The organism is Pseudomonas sp. 02C 26, from assembly GCF_002843585.1.
GTDB classification, from domain to species: domain Bacteria; phylum Pseudomonadota; class Gammaproteobacteria; order Pseudomonadales; family Pseudomonadaceae; genus Aquipseudomonas; species Aquipseudomonas shirazensis.
In genome coordinates this window covers 2,810,911-2,829,524 of record NZ_CP025262.1, presented here as the reverse complement: position 1 = coordinate 2,829,524, position 18,614 = coordinate 2,810,911, and the positions used below count along the sequence as shown (strand labels likewise).

At 63.0% G+C, this 18,614-nt stretch carries 18 protein-coding genes and 2 riboswitches; of the genes, 7 read left to right on the top strand and 11 right to left on the bottom strand.

Annotation, left to right across the window (positions count from 1 at the left end):
* Positions 1-14: 14 nt before the first annotated feature.
* Positions 15-217: riboswitch (cobalamin riboswitch) on the bottom strand.
* Between the two features lie 28 nt (positions 218-245).
* Both CXQ80_RS12730 and CXQ80_RS12725 read right to left on the bottom strand, forming a co-directional pair.
* Positions 246-1,412 (bottom strand): DUF1624 domain-containing protein, encoded by a 1,167-nt coding sequence (locus tag CXQ80_RS12730; protein WP_101319984.1) that lies wholly within the window; start codon positions 1,410-1,412, stop codon positions 246-248.
* 140 nt (positions 1,413-1,552) lie between these two features.
* Positions 1,553-3,676: a TonB-dependent siderophore receptor gene (locus CXQ80_RS12725; protein ID WP_101319982.1), complete on the bottom strand. Its 2,124-nt coding sequence runs from the start codon at positions 3,674-3,676 to the stop codon at positions 1,553-1,555.
* A gap of 112 nt (positions 3,677-3,788) precedes the next feature.
* A riboswitch (cobalamin riboswitch) is annotated at positions 3,789-3,993 on the bottom strand.
* A 163-nt stretch (positions 3,994-4,156) separates the two neighbouring features.
* On the opposite strand from CXQ80_RS12725, the gene CXQ80_RS12720 reads away from it, so the two are divergent.
* Positions 4,157-4,903 carry an outer membrane beta-barrel protein gene (locus CXQ80_RS12720; protein WP_101319980.1) on the top strand — a complete coding sequence of 249 codons (747 nt, stop codon included), beginning with the start codon at positions 4,157-4,159 and terminating at the stop codon, positions 4,901-4,903.
* A gap of 57 nt (positions 4,904-4,960) precedes the next feature.
* Here the strand turns inward: CXQ80_RS12720 and CXQ80_RS12715 are convergent, their stop codons facing one another.
* The 3 genes from CXQ80_RS12715 to lpxO form a co-directional block, all read right to left on the bottom strand.
* Positions 4,961-5,530 carry a GNAT family N-acetyltransferase gene (locus CXQ80_RS12715; RefSeq protein WP_101319978.1) on the bottom strand — a complete coding sequence of 190 codons (570 nt, stop codon included), beginning with the start codon at positions 5,528-5,530 and terminating at the stop codon, positions 4,961-4,963.
* Between the two features lie 77 nt (positions 5,531-5,607).
* Positions 5,608-5,952, bottom strand: coding sequence for a carboxymuconolactone decarboxylase family protein (locus tag CXQ80_RS12710; RefSeq protein ID WP_101319976.1), 345 nt, complete (start codon positions 5,950-5,952; stop codon positions 5,608-5,610).
* Between the two features lie 145 nt (positions 5,953-6,097).
* The gene (gene lpxO / locus CXQ80_RS12705; protein ID WP_101319974.1) at positions 6,098-6,997 is read right to left on the bottom strand and encodes a lipid A hydroxylase LpxO; all 900 of its coding nucleotides are present in this window, start codon (positions 6,995-6,997) and stop codon (positions 6,098-6,100) included.
* Positions 6,998-7,213: 216 nt separating this feature from the next.
* Here lpxO and thpR point away from each other — a divergent pair, with 216 nt between their 5' ends.
* Positions 7,214-7,759: an RNA 2',3'-cyclic phosphodiesterase gene (gene thpR, locus CXQ80_RS12700; protein WP_101319972.1), complete on the top strand. Its 546-nt coding sequence runs from the start codon at positions 7,214-7,216 to the stop codon at positions 7,757-7,759.
* Between the two features lie 62 nt (positions 7,760-7,821).
* On the opposite strand, the gene CXQ80_RS12695 is transcribed toward thpR, so the two are convergent.
* Positions 7,822-8,421, bottom strand: a complete 600-nt coding sequence (locus CXQ80_RS12695; protein ID WP_101319970.1) for an NAD(P)H-dependent oxidoreductase — start codon at positions 8,419-8,421, stop codon at positions 7,822-7,824.
* A gap of 90 nt (positions 8,422-8,511) precedes the next feature.
* Between CXQ80_RS12695 and CXQ80_RS12690 the strand changes: the two genes are divergently transcribed.
* Complete coding sequence (locus CXQ80_RS12690; RefSeq protein WP_101319968.1) at positions 8,512-9,108, top strand: TetR/AcrR family transcriptional regulator; 597 nt, start codon at positions 8,512-8,514, stop codon at positions 9,106-9,108.
* Positions 9,109-9,139: 31 nt separating this feature from the next.
* Here CXQ80_RS12690 and CXQ80_RS12685 read toward each other — a convergent pair whose 3' ends face one another.
* Positions 9,140-10,075 (bottom strand): AraC family transcriptional regulator, encoded by a 936-nt coding sequence (locus CXQ80_RS12685; protein WP_101319965.1) that lies wholly within the window; start codon positions 10,073-10,075, stop codon positions 9,140-9,142.
* 179 nt (positions 10,076-10,254) lie between these two features.
* On the opposite strand from CXQ80_RS12685, the gene CXQ80_RS12680 reads away from it, so the two are divergent.
* On the top strand, positions 10,255-11,307 hold the full coding sequence (locus CXQ80_RS12680; protein ID WP_101319963.1) for an NAD(P)-dependent alcohol dehydrogenase: 1,053 nt from the start codon (positions 10,255-10,257) through the stop codon (positions 11,305-11,307).
* Between the two features lie 15 nt (positions 11,308-11,322).
* On the opposite strand, the gene CXQ80_RS12675 is transcribed toward CXQ80_RS12680, so the two are convergent.
* Complete coding sequence (locus CXQ80_RS12675; RefSeq protein WP_101319960.1) at positions 11,323-12,639, bottom strand: hypothetical protein; 1,317 nt, start codon at positions 12,637-12,639, stop codon at positions 11,323-11,325.
* A 200-nt stretch (positions 12,640-12,839) separates the two neighbouring features.
* Here CXQ80_RS12675 and CXQ80_RS12670 point away from each other — a divergent pair, with 200 nt between their 5' ends.
* Positions 12,840-14,042, top strand: a complete 1,203-nt coding sequence (locus CXQ80_RS12670) for a sugar transporter (protein ID WP_101319957.1) — start codon at positions 12,840-12,842, stop codon at positions 14,040-14,042.
* A gap of 20 nt (positions 14,043-14,062) precedes the next feature.
* On the opposite strand, the gene CXQ80_RS12665 is transcribed toward CXQ80_RS12670, so the two are convergent.
* Positions 14,063-14,647, bottom strand: a complete 585-nt coding sequence (locus CXQ80_RS12665; RefSeq protein WP_101319955.1) for a LysE family translocator — start codon at positions 14,645-14,647, stop codon at positions 14,063-14,065.
* A gap of 50 nt (positions 14,648-14,697) precedes the next feature.
* Positions 14,698-15,528, bottom strand: a complete 831-nt coding sequence (locus CXQ80_RS12660) for an AraC family transcriptional regulator (RefSeq protein WP_101319953.1) — start codon at positions 15,526-15,528, stop codon at positions 14,698-14,700.
* Between the two features lie 191 nt (positions 15,529-15,719).
* Here CXQ80_RS12660 and nfsB point away from each other — a divergent pair, with 191 nt between their 5' ends.
* A complete protein-coding gene (gene nfsB / locus CXQ80_RS12655; protein ID WP_101319950.1) occupies positions 15,720-16,370 on the top strand; it encodes an oxygen-insensitive NAD(P)H nitroreductase in 651 nt (216 codons plus the stop codon).
* On the opposite strand, the gene CXQ80_RS12650 is transcribed toward nfsB, so the two are convergent.
* A complete protein-coding gene (locus CXQ80_RS12650; RefSeq protein WP_101319948.1) occupies positions 16,357-17,292 on the bottom strand; it encodes a LysR family transcriptional regulator in 936 nt (311 codons plus the stop codon). The genes nfsB and CXQ80_RS12650 overlap by 14 nt on opposite strands.
* A gap of 113 nt (positions 17,293-17,405) precedes the next feature.
* Here CXQ80_RS12650 and CXQ80_RS12645 point away from each other — a divergent pair, with 113 nt between their 5' ends.
* Positions 17,406-18,605, top strand: coding sequence for an MFS transporter (locus CXQ80_RS12645; RefSeq protein ID WP_101319945.1), 1,200 nt, complete (start codon positions 17,406-17,408; stop codon positions 18,603-18,605).
* The last annotated feature ends 9 nt before the right edge of the window (positions 18,606-18,614 follow it).

The window sequence follows — 18,614 nt, the reverse complement described above, 5'->3', positions numbered from 1 at the left end:
CCGGACACCCCGCCGGTTGGTAAATGTTTGCCGGCAGGTCTCCTGACTGGTGCGTCATGGCCTGGCTCCAGCCTTCCCGGGTCAGCAACCCAGTGGCATCGATGGAGCAGGCTCGGCACTTACAGTTGCGGGGGCAGTTCCGTTTCGCCTGCATTCAAGGGCAGGCCTGGGATTCCCTGTTAGTTCCGTGATGGAAACCGGCGGGCGGCATGGTAGACCATCACGCCGCCGGGGGAAAACGCTTTTCAGAGATACTTGAGCCAGCTGATGTCGCGGCGGCGCGCCTTGAGTTGGGCAAACTGGCGCACCGGCAGGTATAACGCCGCCGCCAGCAAGCCTGCAGTCAGCCAGATGAAGCCGATGCTGTCGAAGCCGAAATAACCACCCTGATTGAGCCCGAACAGCGCGACACAGGCCAGGTACAGCAGCTTGAGCACATACAGGTGCAGCAGGTAGAAAAACATCGGCGCCGCGCCGAACACTGCCAACACACTGATCCAGCGCGCCTGGCCGGCGCGTTCGAAACCGCGCAGCAACAGCAGCCCGGCGCCCAGCGTCAGCGCCAGGAACAGCAGCGACGGTGGGTACTTGGTGATGTTGCAAAAGCTCATCACGGTCTGCATCAGGCTCGGGTAGCTGCTCCAGGGCGCTTCGCCGTAGCCATTGAGCAGGCGCAGGCCGACGAAGCCGAGCAGGGCCGCTACACCCGCCAGCAGCAAGCGCCGTTGGCGCACGCTGGCGACGCTGCTGCGGGCGAACCAGGGGCCGAGGGCGTAGCCAAGGGCAATCACGCCAATCCACGGCAGCACTGGGTAGGAAGTGCGCATGCGCAGGCTGTCGGACACCTCCAGCCAGCCGCGGTCATGCAGGATCGCCCACGGCACATGCATGACCGAGCCGGGCGCAAAGTGCACGCCGTCGAGCAGGTTATGCCCGGCGATGATCAGCGCACTGAGCGCGATCAGCGCCGGGCGTGGCAGCCAGACCAGCAGTGACAGCGCGATCATGCTCACGCCGATCGCCCAGATCACCTGCATGTAGATCACCGTCGGGGGCAACTGGAAGGTCCAGGCGAAGTTGACCAGGGTGAATTCCAGCACCACCAGAAACAGCCCGCGCTTGAACAGGAACGCCGAGGTGGCGCCGCGGCCTTGATACTTCTCGCCATACAGCCAGGCCGAAAGACCGGTCAGCAGGACGAACACCGGGGCGCACAGATGCGCCAGGGTGCGGCTGAAAAACAGCGAAGGTTCGGTGCTTTCGATGGTCATCGGGTCAACCACCTGATGATGCATGAAGAAGGTCTCGCGTACGTGATCGAGCAGCATGAACAGAATGACCAGCCCGCGCAGGGCATCGATGCTCTGCAGGCGTTGGCTGACGAGGGTGGGGGAGGTCAGAGCGCTTGTCATGAAATTTCGCTGGTGAAGTTTTGTGTAACGTTATCTTATAACTATTGGTTTTCCTGTTGAAAGTCTTTTGTCGGTGAGCGTAGTGCCCATGAAGGCCCTGGCTAGCCCGTTGCTGCGCGGCCAGCCAGGGTAAATCGGGTTTAGAAGCTGTAGTCCAGCGTGGCGAAATACGAGCGTGGTGCGCCCAGCAGCCACTGCTCGCCGCTGTAGGCGGCCGTCACGTAGTTGCGGTTTAACAGGTTGTTCAACTGCAGGCCCAGGCGCACATCAGGCAGCACTTGCCAGCCCAGGTTGGCATCGACCACGGTGTAGCTGGGGATGCTCTGGCTATTGCCGGTGTCGGCGTAACGTGTGTCGACATAACGCAGACCGACGCCCGCGTCGACGTTCTGGCCAAAGCCTTTGCTCAGCCACAGGTTGGCACTGCGTCGCGGCACATTGGCCGGGCGTTTGCCGCTGCGGTCGGTGGCAACGCCTGCCACGCTTTCATTGAAGTCGTCGTACTTGGCCCGTAGCAGGGCGGCGTTTGCCGACAGCTGCCACTGGTTGGCCAGGGCGAATTCGAGGGTCGCTTCCAGGCCATCGGAGGTCTGCTGGCCGGCCTGTTGCGGTTGATGGCTGACAGGGTCGTCGACCAGCAGCTTTTTCTTGACGATGTGATAAGCGGCCAAGGTCCACTCGCCACGGCCATCAAGAAAGCGCTGCTTGACGCCAAGTTCGGTCTGGCGCGCTTCGGTCAGGTCGAAGTTCATCTGTGCCGGGCTGAGGCTGACCAGGTTTTCCACACCGTCTTCACTGGTCGAGTACTGGCCGTACAGCGACAGGTCCGGCGTCAGCGCATAGACCAGCCCTGCGCGCCAGTTGCCGCCGCTGAGACTGCGGTCGGTGCGGCTGCCGTCGACCAGGTTATCGCGCTCGATGTGGTTTTGATCACGGCGAATACCGGTGACCAGCGACAGCTGCTCAGTCAACTGCGTGCGGTTTTCGGCGAACAGCGCTGCGCTGTGGGTGGTACTGAACGAGCGCGGTTGCAGCGGCGTGGCGCTGACGAACTGGCCGGGCGCGGGCTGCCACGGGTCAATGTAGTCGTTGCCGATATCGTTGTAGGGCCAGTTGTTGGTCAGGCGGAAACGGATCTTGTTGTATTCGGCGCCCACCACGGTCGTGCTGGCCAGGCCAAACAGACTGTGCTGGAAGGTGAAGCTCTGGCGATCACCGATCTGCTCCTGGTTGTGCTTGATCTCGAGAAAGCCATTGCGCAGCAGTTGGCCGACGTCTGCGTCCCAGTTGTAGTTTTCGGCGTTGCGCCAGTGGCGACGGCTCTTGATGTAATAGAGCTGGTTGCTGGCGCTGACGTTGTCGCTGATAGCCCACTCGCTGCTCAGGCGGGTCCATTCATCGTGGTAGCGCAATTCGGCGTCACGCACGTTGTAGTTCTTGTCGCGCAGGCTGTCACGGTAGTGCCCGGCAATCAGCGGTGTGCCGAAGTAGTTCATCGGCTCGGCGTCGCCGCGTTCGTGGGCGAGGGTGAAACTCAGGTCTTCGTTGGCATCGAAGCGCAGTGCCAGGCTCAGGGCCATGCTGCGTGAGTCGCCGCGGTCGATATGGCCATTGCCTTGCTGCTGGTTGATGGTGGCACGGTAGCTGAGGCGCTCGCTCAGGCTGCCGCCGCTGTCCAGGCCCAGTTGCTGGCGGTCCCATGAGCCGTAGCCCAGGCGCAGCTGGTTGTGGATCTCGCCTTGCACGGGCTTTTTCGGGATGACGTTGACCACCGCGCCGGTGGCGCCTTCGCCGTACAACACCGAAGCCGGCCCGCGCAGCACTTCGATACGTTCGACCAGCCATGGGTCGACCGGGAAAGTCTGGGTGCCGGCACCGGTGTACAGGCGCGCGCCGTCGAACAGGGTCATCACCGAACCATGGCCGTTGAAGCCGCGTGCGCTGAGGCCAGTGCCGCCATCGCCTGGGGTGCCGATGGAGGTGATACCCGGGGTGCGGGTGACCGCATCCTGCACGGTGAGGTTGCTGCGCTGCTGGATCTGTTCGGCGCTAAGGCTGCTGACACTGGCTGGTGTTTCGAAGGCAGTGAGGCCGAGGCGCGAGCCGGTCTCGCTGCTGCTGGTGAGGTCGGCGCTTGCGTCGCGGCGTTCGCTGATCGCGATAGAGGGCAGGGCGACGACCTTGCTCGTCGGCTCTGCGGCCACGGCTGGCGAAGCGGCGGCAATGCAGGCCGCCAGAAGAGTAAAGGTATTGGTACGGGACATGTCGTTCCACTGATGCAGGAAGTAAGGATCCCGGTGGAAACAACGCAAAGACAAGCGGGCACGAACGCTGGGCGCACGCGCAAACCGGCCTGCGCCCGCCCACCGCGGGTTTGCCAACTGTAAAGTTGCAGGCCGGTCTCCGGGCTTGCGAGGGCTGGAAACCTTCACCTTCCCGTGCACGGGCACAGTGGTTTGTCGAAGGTTTCACTCGCTTACCGTTGCGGGGGCAGCGCCGGACTAGTCATGCAGATGACGCACCGGCTTCCCGTTTCACCCTGCGCACGGCGGCGCAGGACACCTGAAACTGGCGCGCATCTGAGCATCGAAAGTGGCCTTAGTCAAACCTTGGCGCTAAGAAAAATTTGTGACGCATTAGAGGTTTGCGAGTTTTTACTGATTCTTTTTCGAACTTTTCACATTTGGTGTGCATCGAACCGCTCGATTGTCACAGAAACACCCACGTCATGGAGACCTTTACCAATGTCCACCCGTAACCTGTTGCGTCATTCTTGCCTGCTGGCCCTGATCGCTGCCCCGCTTGCTGCCAGCGCTGCGCCAAGTACCGATCCGCTGTTCACTTTCGGCCTGCTCGGCAGCTACGACAAATTCAAGTTCGAAGGCGGTTCTGAATCGGAGACCGATCACCTCGGTCAAGGTGGCCTGTTCGCCAACTATGGCAACAAGATGACCGCCGAATCCGGTTTCATCTACCAGATTGGCGCGGACGCCAAGTATGGCAAGAAGAGCGACAACAAGCTCAAGGAGGCCAAGGTTGATCTGGACCTGGGCTGGCGTGCTGCGATGGACGCGCGCAACTTCCTCGACTTCACCGTGGGCGGTGGTTATGACTGGTCGCGCTTCGAACCGGAGCTCAACGACCTGGATACCGAGCTGACCTACAAGTCGCCGTTCGCCAAGGCTGCCGTCGGCTACAACCACCAGTTCGATGCTTCGACGCTGCGCGTGGAAGTCGGTGCCCGCCGCACCCTCGACGGCCGCGCCAAGCTCAAGGTCGACGATTTCGGCAGCGACACCGTCGATATGAAAGACCGCACCAACCCTTATGCCGAAGTCAGCCTGCTGATGAACCAGCAGGGCGGTATGCCCATTTACGGCAGCGTCTACTACACCCGCACCGAGTACAAACTCGATGAAGAGTCGGATGCAGCCGACAATACCAAGCTCAAGCGTGATGAGTTCGGCGTGAAGGTAGGTCTGGCGTTCTGATTCAGCGCGTTAGCAGGGGGCCGCATAGCGGTCCCCGTTTACTACGCAGATCCGCGGCTACTTGCCACGCCGCCGCGACACCCGCGCTTCAATGTTCTTGCGCCCGATCAGCAGCGCAGGTTTCTCCACCACTGGCTCATCCGCCAGCCATTTGTACATCACCAGGCAATCCACCAGCCCCAGCCGGGCATGCCGGTAGGCCTTGGGCAGGCGGCCGACCTCATCGAAGCCAAGCTTGCGCCACAGCGCCACGGCCACCTCGTTACTCGCCACCACCGAATTGAACTGCAACGCCAGAAACCCTTCCTGGCGGGCAAGCTTCTGTGAGTGCTCGCACATCAACCTGGCCACGCCACGCCCGCGTGCAGCCGGGCAGACCATGTAGCCACAATTACCCACATGGGCGCCGGGTCCGGCGGCATTGGCTTTGAGGTAATACGAGCCAAGCAGCTCGCCGTCCTGCTCCGCCACCAGCGTATGCAGCGGTGCTTCCAGCCACAGCTGGCGCGCCTGCTCGAAGCTGATCTGCGGGTCGAAGGCGTAGGTTTCGCGGGCCTGGACGATGTTTTGCATAGTGGGCCAGAAGGCCTCGAAGTCGGCGGCGGTCATGGGGCGAATGTGGATCATGGCGGTACCTGCACGGGCTGAGCCGGCAAGTCTGGTGGTGCAGGCGCCGCCGCGCAAGTGCGGCGACGCCGACAGGCTTACTCGTCGGCTGTGCCCAGCGCATCCAGAGCTCGGGTCGAATAGACCAGCGCAGCTCCAGCGTTCATCGCCACGGCGACACCGAGCGCCTCGGCGATCTGCTCGCGGGTCGCGCCCTGCTTGAGGGCTTCCTTGGAGTGCACGGCAATGCAGCCGTCGCAGCGGGTGGTGACGGCAACCGCCAGCGAGATCAATTCGCGGGTCTTGGCATCCAGGTGGTTGGTCTTGGCCCCGGCGCCGCTGGCGGTCATGTAGCCCGCGACGGTGTCCGGTGAGAGTTGCTTGAGGTCGCCGATGCCAGCCATCAGCTGCTTACGGTAGGCGTCCCAGTCCATCATGCTCATTGTCTTCACCTTGTAGGGTTGCGGCAGGAGCTTTCAGGCTAGTCGAGTGGAGAGCGTTGGCGAGCGGGATAATAGTCGAAAGCGTGTTGCACTTAGGTAGCAAGCATTCAGCGCCGCCGGCATGACGGCGCCTTGCCAGGCTGCCTCAGATGTAGATGAACACCAGCACCAGGGCCGCTACCACCAGCCACTTTTCCAGGTAATAGCGCATGCGGTTGCGTTTTTTCAACGCCTTGCCACGCTCGCGGATTTTGTAGATGCGGGTGAACAGGCGGTTGATCGCGCCAGTCTTGTCATTGGCGTTGTTGGGCGCTGCAGCCGCGGCCATCACCTTGCGGCTGAACCAGCGGTTGAAGGCGGTAGCCCAGCGGTACTTGAGCGGCCGCTCGACATCGCAAAAGAGGATGATGCGGTTGTGCTCGGTGGTGTTGGCGGCGTAGTGGATGTAGGTTTCGTCGAAAATCACCGCCTCGCCGTCGCGCCACGCGTATTTTTCGCCGTCGACATCGATATAGCAGCCATCGTCGTTCGGCGTGTCCAGGCCCAGGTGATAACGATAGGAGCCGGCATACGGGTCACGGTGGCGAACCAGCTTGGCGCCTGGGGGCAGGGTGGCGAACATGGCCGCCTTGACCGTACCGATGCCTTGCAGCAGCTCGGTGGTGCGCGGGCACAGGGTCATCGCCGACGGGTGGGTCTCGCCATACCACTTCAGGTAGAAGCGCTTCCAGCCGGTCTTGAAGAACGAATTGAAGCCGACGTCGTCATGGTTGTCGGACTTTTTGATTTCGCCAACGTGCAGCAGTTGCTGGGCTTCAGCGCGGATTTCCTGCCAGTTGTCCTTGAGTGGTTGCAGCTCAGGGAAGGCATCGACCGGCAGGTAGGGTTTGGCCGGCAGCCTGGAAAACAGGTAGAGGAAGCTGTTGATCGGCGCGAGGAAACTCGAATGATCGCCCAGCTGGCGCGTCAGTTTGTGGCGCACACGACCACGCAGATGCACATAGGCAATCGAGAGGACGAAGATTAGTACGAAAGCAATTTTCATCGACAAACACTTGTAGAGAATGGCCATGAGCCATGGCTAGAGCGCGCCAGCATAAACAAACCGCGTACGACTTTGTACTTATTGTTACATTTGATCGACGGTACTTTGGTGGCATTGCCTACGTGTCGCGCAAACGTTTCCGCTAGGATTTTCGGCTCATCTCCGATCCGCGAGGCCGGTACACTCGACTAATCCGTTCATTAATCCGGAGCGAACATGGCCAAGGAAACGCGCCACAGCGGCAGCCCGTTCAAGCGACTGTTTTTTGCCCTGCCAGTCAGTGATGACCAGCGCCGCAGTGTCGCTCAGTGGCGCCGTGAACTTGAGTTGCGCAGCGGCAAGCCAGTGCCCGCCGACAACTTCCATCTGACCCTGCTGTTTCTCGGGGATGTCGACAGTGCGCAGTTACCCGCTCTGTGCGCTGCGGTCGACCAGATCAAACGGCCGGCCGCGCCGTTACGCGTGCTGCTCGATCAATTGCAGGTGTGGCCACGGGCGCAAGCGCTGGTGTTGCAGGCAAGTGATGCGCCGCCCGCCCTGCGCCAGTTGGTGTACGCCCTGGAACAGGCCGCGCTGGGCCTGGGCATCGCCCGCAGCAGCCGTGAGTACCGCGCGCACCTGACCCTGGCGCGGGACTTTCAGGGGCAGGTGCCGGAGGCCAGCGTGCCGGCGGATTTTTACCTCAGTGCGCGGCACTTCACCTTGTACGAGTCACGCAAGGGCCGCTATTGGCCATTGGCGCAGTGGCCGCTGGAGGCTTGAGCGACGACTCAGAACCGCAGACAGAGTGCTGGCGTCTCACTGCCATTTCGGGATTTGGGAAGTCAGGCGCTTACCGCAACCTTGTCGAACAGCTTGTTCCCGATCAAGCGAGCGCTCGCCAGATGGGCAAGGCTTTGGCCGCTCTCGCTGTCATCCAGAAGCGCCGAGCCAAGCACCCGAGCACCGCAATAATCAAAGATTCCATGCTCGATCTGAGTCGCCATGGCATGGCCGTAACCATGCCGAACGAACGTGCCCGCGTCGGCGCCAGCCAGGCCAACCAGCTGTACCGGGAGGCCGTTGAGCTTTTTGATCAGCCGCCCGTCTGGCAAATAATCGAAGGCCCAGCCGTTGCTGAATACCCGCTCGACCCAGCCCTTGAGCAAAGCTGGCATCGACCACCAATAAACGGGGTAGACCAGCACCAGAGCATCGGCGCGGTCGATCCGGGCCTGTTCGCGCAGGACATCAGCCGGGGCTGTCGCCAGGCGCCGATGCACGGCGTGGTCAGCAAGGCCAAAGCGCGGGTCGAATCTCTCAGTGGCCAGGTCAGCAAGGCTGCTGCTGTGGTCTGCGTCGGCAAGGCCCTCCGCGATCTGGGCGGCAAGCGCATGGGTAAGGGACTCAGGATCATGGTGGCCGATGACGATCAGTGCGTGCATGAAGTTTCTCCACAAAGGGCTGCGAGACGCCAGGTGTCGCTATATACTTTCGGTAAGTTACCGCAGGTAAGTTACTTTTGGTAGGTTGTGATGTCAAGTGAGCAAAATCCGCAGTCGCGCAAGCGCCTGTCGCGGGAGCAGCGCCGGAGCCAATTGCTGGAAGTGGCTCGGGAAATAGTCAGGCTGGAGGGCACCGATGCGCTCAGCCTCGGCCGGCTGGCACAGCAGTCCGGTGTGACCAAGCCAGTGGTCTACGACCATTTCGTATCGCGAAACGGCTTATTGGTTGCGCTCTATCAGGAATACGACGCGCGTCAGTCGACGATGCTGGATGCATTGCTGGCGAGCTGTGAACCGACGCTGGCGGATCGCGCACGGGTGATTGCCGCGGCGTATATCGATTGCGTGATCAGCCAGGGGCGGGAGATTCCCGGCGTCAGTGCAGCCTTGACCGGTTCGCCCGAGATGGAAGCGCTGAAAAACCAGTGCGAAGCGCCGTTTCTGGACAAATGCAGGCTCGCGCTGGCGCCGTTCGCGCCGAGTGGCGATATTGCTGCGGCAGGGTTGCGCGTGCTGGTGGGAGCGGCGGATGCCTTGTCGCAGGCCGCAGCAACCGGCGCGCTTGAACCAGAGCAGGCCAGGCAGGAGTTGCAGGCGACGATTGTCGACATGGTCCTGCGTCAGTAACGCTTTGCAGCGCGCTGCCTGGCTGAGCTGCTCAGACCGAAGCGGACAGATCGTTCAGGCTGCCCGGAGCAAAGCGTTGATAAGGCTGCTCATCTCCCGGACTCTGGGCGAACTGGCGCTTGTACTCGCGGCTGAACTGCGAGGTGCTCTGATAACCGACCCGGTGCGCCGCCTGTGCCACGCCCAGGCCTTCGCCGATCAGCATCTGCTGCGCCTTGAGCAGGCGCAGACGCTTGAGGTACTGCATTGGCGCCATGTCGGTGCAGCGCTTGAAGTGCTCATGGAAGGTCGACACGCTCATGTTGGCGCAGCTGGCCAAGGCTTCGACGCTGAGCGGCTCGGCGTAATGCTCGCGCAGATAAGCAAGCGAGGCAGCTACTCGGGCAAAGTGCCCTTGCTGCTCGACCAAGGCCCTCAGCACACCGGCCTGCGGCCCACGCAAAGCGGTGTAGAGCACTTCGCGCACCCGCGCCGGGCCCAGCACCTGGGCATCCAGCGGGTCCTGCAGGCACTGCAGCAGGCGCTCGACGCTATCGCGCATGGCCGCATCGAGTGCCGCCGAGGTCATCGACTGCGGGGTTTGCGCCTGCACACGGGCATCTGGCGCCAGCTGCATGCTCTGCACCAGTTCGCTGAGTACGCTGCGGTCGATATCCACGGCCACGCCCAGCAGCGGCGCTTCGGCAGTCGCGAAGGTCTCGCACATGAACGGCACCGACAGCGCCTGCACCAGGTAATGACCGGCGCCGTACTCCAGGGTACGCGGCCCCAGCCTTGCCAGTTTGCTGCCCTGGGCGAGGATCATCAGGCTCGGTTCATAGATCTGCGGGCTGCTGGCGACGTAGTGATCCCAGCTGAGCACCTGCACCTGCGGCAGATGGGTGGGGACAAACCCCGGGCGCGTTGCCAGGCGGCGAATCAGGTCGCAGAGCGGGGCGTTGGCGTCGACGTGGCGGGTAAGCTGCATAAAGGGCCTGGGCAGAGAATCAGACACTGGCATTCTCGCAGATTGATAGCCTGGCGCCATATCGGATGTGGCGGTTTCGGAGAATCAGGCAAGCATGCCGGAGAATTCACGGTGGTCTCGCTCGCCATCTGGCAGGAGAATGGCTGGCATTGAATCGTTTCACTAGAGAGGTCTTCGCCATGTATACCGCAATCGGTTATGCCGCCCAAACCCCGACCAGCCCGCTGCTGCCGATGAGCTTCGAGCGTCGCAGCCCGCGTGCCGATGACGTCGCCATCGAGATTCTTTATTGCGGCGTCTGCCACTCCGACATTCACCAGGCGCGCAACGAGTGGGGCATCGCTGTGTACCCGCTGATGCCGGGCCACGAAATCGTCGGCCGGGTGACGGCGGTCGGTGCCAACGTCAGCAAGCACAAAGTCGGCGACCTGGTCGGGGTTGGCTGCATGGTCGACTCGTGCCGCGAGTGCCAGGCCTGCGCCAAGGACCTCGAGCAGTACTGCCTGGCCGGCCCGACCATGACCTACGCGACCCCGGACCGGGTCGATGGCAGCAACACCATGGGCGGCTACTCCAACAGCATCGTCGTCAGCGAGCATTTCGTCCTGCGCATGCCGCAAGGCTTGGACCTGGCCAGCGCCGCGCCGCTGCTGTGCGCGGGCATCACCACCTACTCGCCGCTCAAGCACCACGGCGTCGGCCCTGGCCACAAGGTCGGCATTCTCGGCATGGGTGGCCTGGGCCACATGGGCATCAAGTTCGCCAAGGCACTGGGCGCTGAAGTGACCTTGTTCACTCGCTCCGCAGCCAAGGCTGAAGAAGCTCGCCGCCAGGGCGCCGATCACGTCATCGTGTCCAGCGATGCCGAGCAGATGCGCGCCGCCGCCGGGCGTTTCGACTTCCTGCTCGACACTATCCCAGTGCAGCACGACCTCAACCCCTACCTCGACACCCTGACTTTTGATGGCGTGCACATCCTGGTCGGCCTGATCGAGCCGGTCGAGCCACCACTGCATGCAGCCAACCTGGTGCTGAAGCGTCGCGTACTGGCCGGTTCGTTGATCGGTGGCATCGCTGAAACCCAGGAAATGCTCGACTTCAGCGCCGAGCATGGCATCACCTGTGACATCGAGATGCTCGATATCCGCAGCATCAACGAAGCGTTCGAGCGGGTGATCGCTGGCGATGTGAAATACCGCTTCGTCATCGACATGGCCACGCTGAAAGCCTGACTGGCAGGTGAAGGCTCACCAGGCCAGTGGCTTGTCCAGGCCCTTCCAGAACAGCCAGCGGCGTAGCTCGCCGTGCTCGCCAGTGCCGATCTGCCAGTCAGGTCGGCCGCTGTCGAGGGCGATCAGCGAGATGATGCCGGCATAGCTGGCGGCGACCAGGGTTTTGCCATCTGCGCTGATGTCCATGGCGCACAAGGTCGAGCCCAGGTAGTGCTGCCAGTGCTCCTGACCGTCTTCGCCAAATGCCCGCAGATAGCCGTGCGCATCACCCACGATGTACTCGCCGGCGCGGGCTACGCCAGCGTAGATCCGCGCGCCATCCTCGACCAGCGGCGTGCGCGGGTCTTCGCTGTAGTAGTCGGTATCGAGCCCGGGCAGGTCAGCCGTGCGCACACCCAGGGTGTTGCCGTTGTAGAAATGGCAGGCATTCAGGATCAAATGGTCGCCGCGCTGATTGAACAAGGCAAAGTGTGGGTATTCACCGACGGGGCCGACTTCGGCGACCACCTGCAGTTGATCATCCAGCACCAGATGGCGCACGCCTTGTTCGCCGATGACGAGCAGGCGGCCATCGGGCGAGACTGCGCCATGCTCCATCGACAGGCCCAGGGCGATATCGTCGGGGTCGATCCCTTCTGCCAGATCATCGAGAATCGTCTGCTGCTGCGGCAACAGGCGAGTCGCCCGTTCGCCGGTGAGCACAAATATCCCTTCGCCGCTGACCAGCAATACCCGCTGCCCATCCGGGAAGGGGATCAGCGCGCTCGGTGTGGGCGGCAAATCGAACGGTTCGAACGGATAGCCTCTGGGCAAACCTTCAAGGCCATGGGGCCAGGCCATCCGCGCCACCTGCGGGCCACCCCAGCCGTCAGTGACGCGGATACCCTCGGCGTTGGCCAGGGCGAAATAACGCCGCTGCGGGCAGCGGCCAAAGTGCTCGACGCCGATCACCGGGGTCACCGTGCGCCCATCGATGCGTACCACCTGGCCTTTTTCGTGAGGCATGCCAATCCGTGCCAGCAGGCTGCCGTCATCGAGCATGAGCACGCTGGCGATGCCTTGGCCGTGCTGCTCCAGCAACGGTACCAGCGGCAGGTGGGCGGGCGGCCAGTCGCTGCGAAATGCGCGGCGTTGCTGCTCATCGACATAGGGCTGATTGATCGCCTGCAGCGCCGCCTGCCAGGCCGGCAGCAGGTGCTCGGTGGCAGGCGCGACCGGCTCCTCGAGGTTGTCCCAGCCCTGCGTGCGGCCTTGCGCGACGTAGTGGTTGATGGCCTTGGCATAGGCGATTACGGCCTGCTGCCATTGTTGCTGGGCGTGCTGCTTGTCCATGAACGGATCGGACTCCTTGTTCCGCGGTCTGTCTCTAGAGTGCACATGTTACTCCGCCTGCACTGCGGTTGTGAGGCCCTGGCTTGGCGCGTACCATGGCCGGCATCCTTGATACATATCTATCCGCACCTGCCGCATGCTTTCGCAGCGGGCTGGGTTGCGTGCTTGTCGTCTTTTTTCAGGAGCTGTAATTCCCATCCATGAATGGTCCGATCCCTACATCCATGCCCGCACCGGTGGGCGGCGGCAGCTGGCTCAGCGTCATTGCGTTGGCCCTGGCTGCGTTTATCTTCAATACCACCGAGTTCGTACCGGTGGCGCTGCTCAGTGACATCGGCCGCAGTTTCGACATGAGCACTGCTCAGGTCGGCCTGATGTTGACCATCTATGCCTGGATAGTCGCGCTGGCGTCGCTGCCGATGATGTTGCTGACGCGCAATATCGAGCGGCGCCGCTTGCTGCTGTGGGTGTTTCTGGTATTCATCGTCAGCCACTTGCTGTCGTGGCTCGCGCAAAGTTTCACCATGCTGGTGCTCAGCCGTATCGGCATTGCCTTGTCGCATGCGGTGTTCTGGGCAATTACCGCTTCGTTGGCCGTGCGCGTGGCGCCAGCAGGCAAGCAGGCCAAGGCATTGGGCCTGCTCGCGACCGGTACCACCCTGGCGATGGTCCTGGGCATTCCGCTTGGCCGGGTGGTGGGCGAGGCGCTGGGCTGGCGGGTGACGTTCCTGAGCATCGCCGGCGTGGCACTGGTGACCATGCTCTGCCTGATGAAGTCGCTGCCGTTGCTGCCGAGCCAGAACTCCGGCTCGCTGCGCAGCTTGCCGGTGTTGTTCAAGCGGCCGGCCTTGGTGATTACCTACCTGCTGGTGACCTTGCTGATCACCGCACAGTTCACCGCCTACAGCTATATCGAACCATTTGCCTTGCATGTCGCGCAGATCGGCGGCGATCGCACCACCTTGTTGTTGCTGCTGTTTGGCGGTGCCGGGGTGATTGGTTCGGTGCTGTTCAGCCGCTACAGCGAGCGTTTCCCGCAGCTGTTCCTGCTCGGTTCGATGGGGTGCCTGGCCGCTTGCCTGCTGCTGCTCTGGCCACTCTCGGGCAACTTCACTGTATTCGCCGTATTGAGCATGTTCTGGGGGGTGGCGATCCTTAGCTTCAGTCTGGCGTTGCAGTCCAAGACCCTCAAGCTGGCCTCGGACGCCACCGATGTGGCCATGGCGTTGTTCTCTGGCATCTACAACATCGGGATCGGCGGCGGCGCGTTGCTTGGCAGCATCGTCAGCGGCCAGTTGGGCGTGGCTTACATCGGCCTGGCTGGTGGCTCGGTGGCTGTGCTCGGCCTGATCCTGGCGCTGGTCAGCCTCAAGCGCTTGCGCGAGGCGCCTGCGCTCGGCTGAGTCGGCCTCTACATCGGCCGCTACAGCAGCAGGGCCGACCACGCCGAGGCAATCAGCAAGCACGCCAGCAGCTGATTGAACCGGCGCAGGCGCTGCGGCGACTGCAACCAGCGGGCGCTACCAGCACCGAGCAGGGCCCAACTGGTCATGCTCGGCAGGGCCACCAGCAGCAGCACCAGCGCCAGCTGCCAGACCGGCTGGCCCGGCGCTGTATACACGCCGATCACCGCCACGGCCAGCAACCAGACCTTGGGGTTGATCAGTTGCAGCGACGCGGCACTGAGCGCGCCGAAGGGCTGTTGTTCGGCACTCTGGATCGGCTCGCCGGCACTGCGCAGCAACTGCCAGCCCAGCCACGTCAGCCAGATCACGCCGAGCCAGCTCATCACTTGCTGCGCCAGCGGATAGCGCAGCAGCACTTCGCCCAGGCCCAGGCCAACCGCCCAGACGATCGCCGCCGCAGCCGTGGAGGCCGCCACAATCGGCGCCACGCTGGCACGCAGCCCGGCGCGGGCGCTATGGGCGAGGATCAGCACGTTGGTCGGCCCGGGGCTGATGCTGGTGACCAGCGCAAACAAGGTAAAGGGCAACAGGGACTGCAGCATCAACGGTAACTCCAGAGGGATGGAGCACCATGGTCGCTGCCGCCGCCGGCTCAGTCTGGAAGCTTTGAGCAGCGCCGCTGGTAGGCTGCTGGGGTCAGGCGATAGGCCCGGCGGAACCAGCGGCCGAGGTGGCTTTGGTCGGCAAAGCCAAGCGCCGTGGCCACTGCAGCGGGGCTCTCGCCCAAGGCCAGCAGGCGCCGCGCCCGAGCCAGGCGCAGCTGAATCAGGTAGGCGTGCGGGGCCAGGCCGAAGGCCGCCTTGAACGCGCGACTCAGACGAAAACGATCGACCCCGCAGGCCTGGGCCAGCTCGACCAGGCCGATATCCTGATCGATATGCGCGTGCAGGTAGTCCCGCGCGCGCTGCGCAGTCAACGGCAGGCGTGGGTCGGGATTGAGCCGCTTGCGCCAGTGCAGGTGCTGGGTCAGGCAGGCGAGCATGTCGTCCATGGCCGTCTGGCGCACGATGCGCAGGTCCTGACTGTGCACGGCGTCGAAGGCGCGCATGATCGCCCCGCTCAAGCGCACATCGTTGCATTGGGTGTCGGCAAAACTGGGCAGGCTATTGGCCGGCGCTTGTTCGAACAAGCTCGGCAGCTCGGCCTGCAGCCAGTCTGGCTCCAGGTACAAGGTGAAGTAGGTGAAGCCGTCGGCAGTCGGCGCGAGGCCATCGTGGATCTCGCCAGGTTCGAGCAGAAATACCTGGCCGGGCGTACTCACATGGCGTGCGCGGCGGCAGTTGAACTGCTGCACGCCTTGCTCGGTGGCGCCGACCAGGTAGCTGTCATGCCAGTGCGGGTCGTAGGCGTGCCCGGTGAAATGCGCGCGCACCGACTCGATGCCGGTATCGGCGTCCTGGCTCAGATCAATCCAGTTGGTCATGGGCGGCAGCTGCTGGTGAGTGGGCCCACTACCTTAACCCACAAGGGCTGGTCAGGTTTAGAACGGATGTGCAGCAGGTTGCGCAGCATTTTCGTCATTGGCATGAAAGTGTTGCTGTATTTTCAGCGGTTTCTATTGGCTGCAACAGCGCTAAGATGCGCGTCGAATCCGCACACCTCAGGAGCTTTTCGATGGACACCGTTACCCTGGCCAAGCGCCGTTACACCACCAAAGCCTACGACGCCAGCCGCAGAATCCCGCAAGCGACCATCGATACCTTGCTCGAGCAATTGCGCCACAGCCCGTCTTCGGTCAATACCCAGCCTTGGCACTTCATCGTTGCCGACAGCGCTGAAGGTAAGGCGCGGATAGCCAAGAGCACCGAAGCGTTTGCCTACAACACCGCAAAGATTCGCGATGCCTCGCATGTGCTGGTATTTGCCGCGCGCACCGAAATGCCTGAAGCGCATCTGCAGGCCCTGCTGGAGCAGGAAGCCCGTGACGGCCGTTTTCACACCGAGCAGGCCAAGGCCGGCCAGGACCTGACCCGGCGCAGCTATGTCGACCTGCACCGCTTCGATCAGAAAGACCTGCAGCACTGGATGGAAAAACAAACCTACCTTGCCCTCGGCACTGCGCTGTTGGGCGCTGCCGCGCTGGAGCTGGATGCCACGCCGATCGAAGGTTTCGACAGCAAACTATTGGACGCCGAGCTTGGCCTGCGCGAGCGCGGCTTCACCAGTGTGGTGCTGCTCAGCTTGGGCTACCGCAGTGCCGACGACTTCAACGCTGGGCTGGGCAAGTCGCGCTTGCCGGCATCGAGTGTATTCACCTTCCTTTGACCTGCGGGTCCAGCACCGGTATCAGCTGTGCGCTGAGCGCTTCGACCAATGCGCTGACCTTGGGCAAATGGCGCCGATTACGGCGCCAGGCCAGGTGAATCGGCAGGCCCTCGCTGGCGAACTCTGGCAGCACTTCGACCAGGCTGCCCTCATCCAATTGGCGCTGAACCAGCCAGGTCGGTAACTGGGCGATGCCGTGGCCGGCCATGATCGCTATCGCCTGGCCTTCGGCGTCACCGATGGCCAGGCGGCCGCTGATGCTTTTCAGTTGCGTCGCGCCTTGCCGGCCACTGGCGAAATGCAGGGGCGGCGTGCTGCCATCGGCGCAGGCGTACAGCACGCAACCAAGTGCCTGCAAGTCGCGCTCATCATGCGGCGTGCCGTGCTCGGCGAGGTAGCTGGGGGCGGCGCAGAACACCGTGCGCTGGCTGCCCAGATAGCGATGCTCGACACCAGCCGGCCACACCTGCGGGCCGCCAATGCGAACGATGACGTCGATGGCGTCCTCGAGCATGTCGACAAAGCGATCGGACAAAGTGATGTGCGGCTGCAGGCGCGGATGGCGCCGGGCGAAGTCGAGCACGGCGGGCAGCGCATGCAGGCGGCCGAAGCTTGCGGGCAGATCGACCCGCAGCGGCCCGCATGGCTCGTTCAGTTCATCATGCAGGGCCATCTCGGCTTCGGCGATCTCGGCCAGCACTCGGCTGCAGGTTCGCAAGTATGCAGCGCCGCTGTCGCTGAGCAGCAGGCGCCGGGTAGTGCGCTCGAACAGCCTGACCTGCAAGCGTTTCTCCAGGCGCGCCACACCCTTGCTGACGGCTGAACTGGTCAGATTCATGCGCTCGGCGGCGGCGATGAAGCTACCTGCGTTGGCGACATTGACGAAGAAGTCGATGTCCTTGAGATGCTCGGCTACAGGCATGGAGGAGGGCCTTGATTGGTGAAAATGGTTCAGCAAATTACGGAAAATCTACCCGTAATAGGCGTGTAATTCCATATTAAGCTTCGCGGCTGAAAGTTTCCGAGCGATAGACGATGCAAAATTCTTCCCTGACTGCTCCCGCAGTCGCCGACTCCGGGCAGCGCACCGGGCTGTCCATTCTGTTGTTCGCGGTCGGCGGCTTTGCCCTGCTGACCACTGAATTCATCATCCTTGGCTTGCTGCCGGGGCTGGCCCGCGACTTGGGCCTGTCGATTGCAGCAGCGGGCCAGTTGGTGACCCTGTTTGCGGTGACTGTCATGCTGTTCGGGCCGTTTCTCACCGCCTGGTTGTCAGCCTATCCGCGCAAGACCCTGTTCATTGCCATCGTGCTGGTGTTTGCCGCTTCCAACGCACTCGCCGCAGTGGCGCCAAACGTCTGGGTGCTGGCGCTGGCACGGGTCGTCGGCGCACTGGCGTTGCCGGTGTATTGGGGTACCGCCAGCGAGAGTGCAGGGCAGTTGGCAGGGCCCGGCCGTGAGGGCTGGGCAGTGGCCAAGGTCTACCTGGGCATCACTGCGGCGTTTGTCTTCGGCATTCCGCTGGGCACCGTCGCCGCCGGGCTGGTCGGCTGGCGTGGCAGCTTCTGGCTGCTGGCCGGGTTGTGCCTGCTGGTCGCGCTGCTGATGTGGGCCTGGTTGCCGAAGTTGCCGCCCGCGCCGCAGCGGGCGCAAGGCGAACGGCAGACAGTGATCTTGCGTGACCGGCGCTTTATTGCCCATGTGCTGTTGTCGGTGCTGGTGTTTACCGCGATGTTCACCGCCTACACCTACCTGGCAGAAATCCTCGAACAGGTGGCGGGCGTGCCTGCGGCTCAGGTCGGTTGGTGGCTGATGGGCTTTGGTGTGGTCGGCATGCTTGGCAACAGCCTGGCCGGGCGCATCGTTGACCGTAGCCCGCTCGGGGCGACGGTACTGTTGCTTGTCATTCTCGCGACTGGCATGGGCGCGGTTGCTCCCGTGGTCGGCAATCCAGCGCTGCTGCTGATCGCCCTGGCGCTGTGGGGCGTTGCCTACACGGCGTTGTTCCCGGTGTGTCAGGTGCGCGTCATGCAAGCCGGCGCCAAGGCTCAGGCCCTGGCCGGCACATTGAACGTGTCTGCTGCAAACGGTGGCATCGCGGTTGGCGCTGCGCTGGGCGGGCTGGTGATTCAATGGTACGGCACTGCAGCGCTGGGCTACGTCGCCAGCGCGGTGGCTGGCTTGGCCGTATTGGCCACGCTGCTGTTGATGGCAGGCGCGAGGCCGCGCGCCTGAACATGTCGC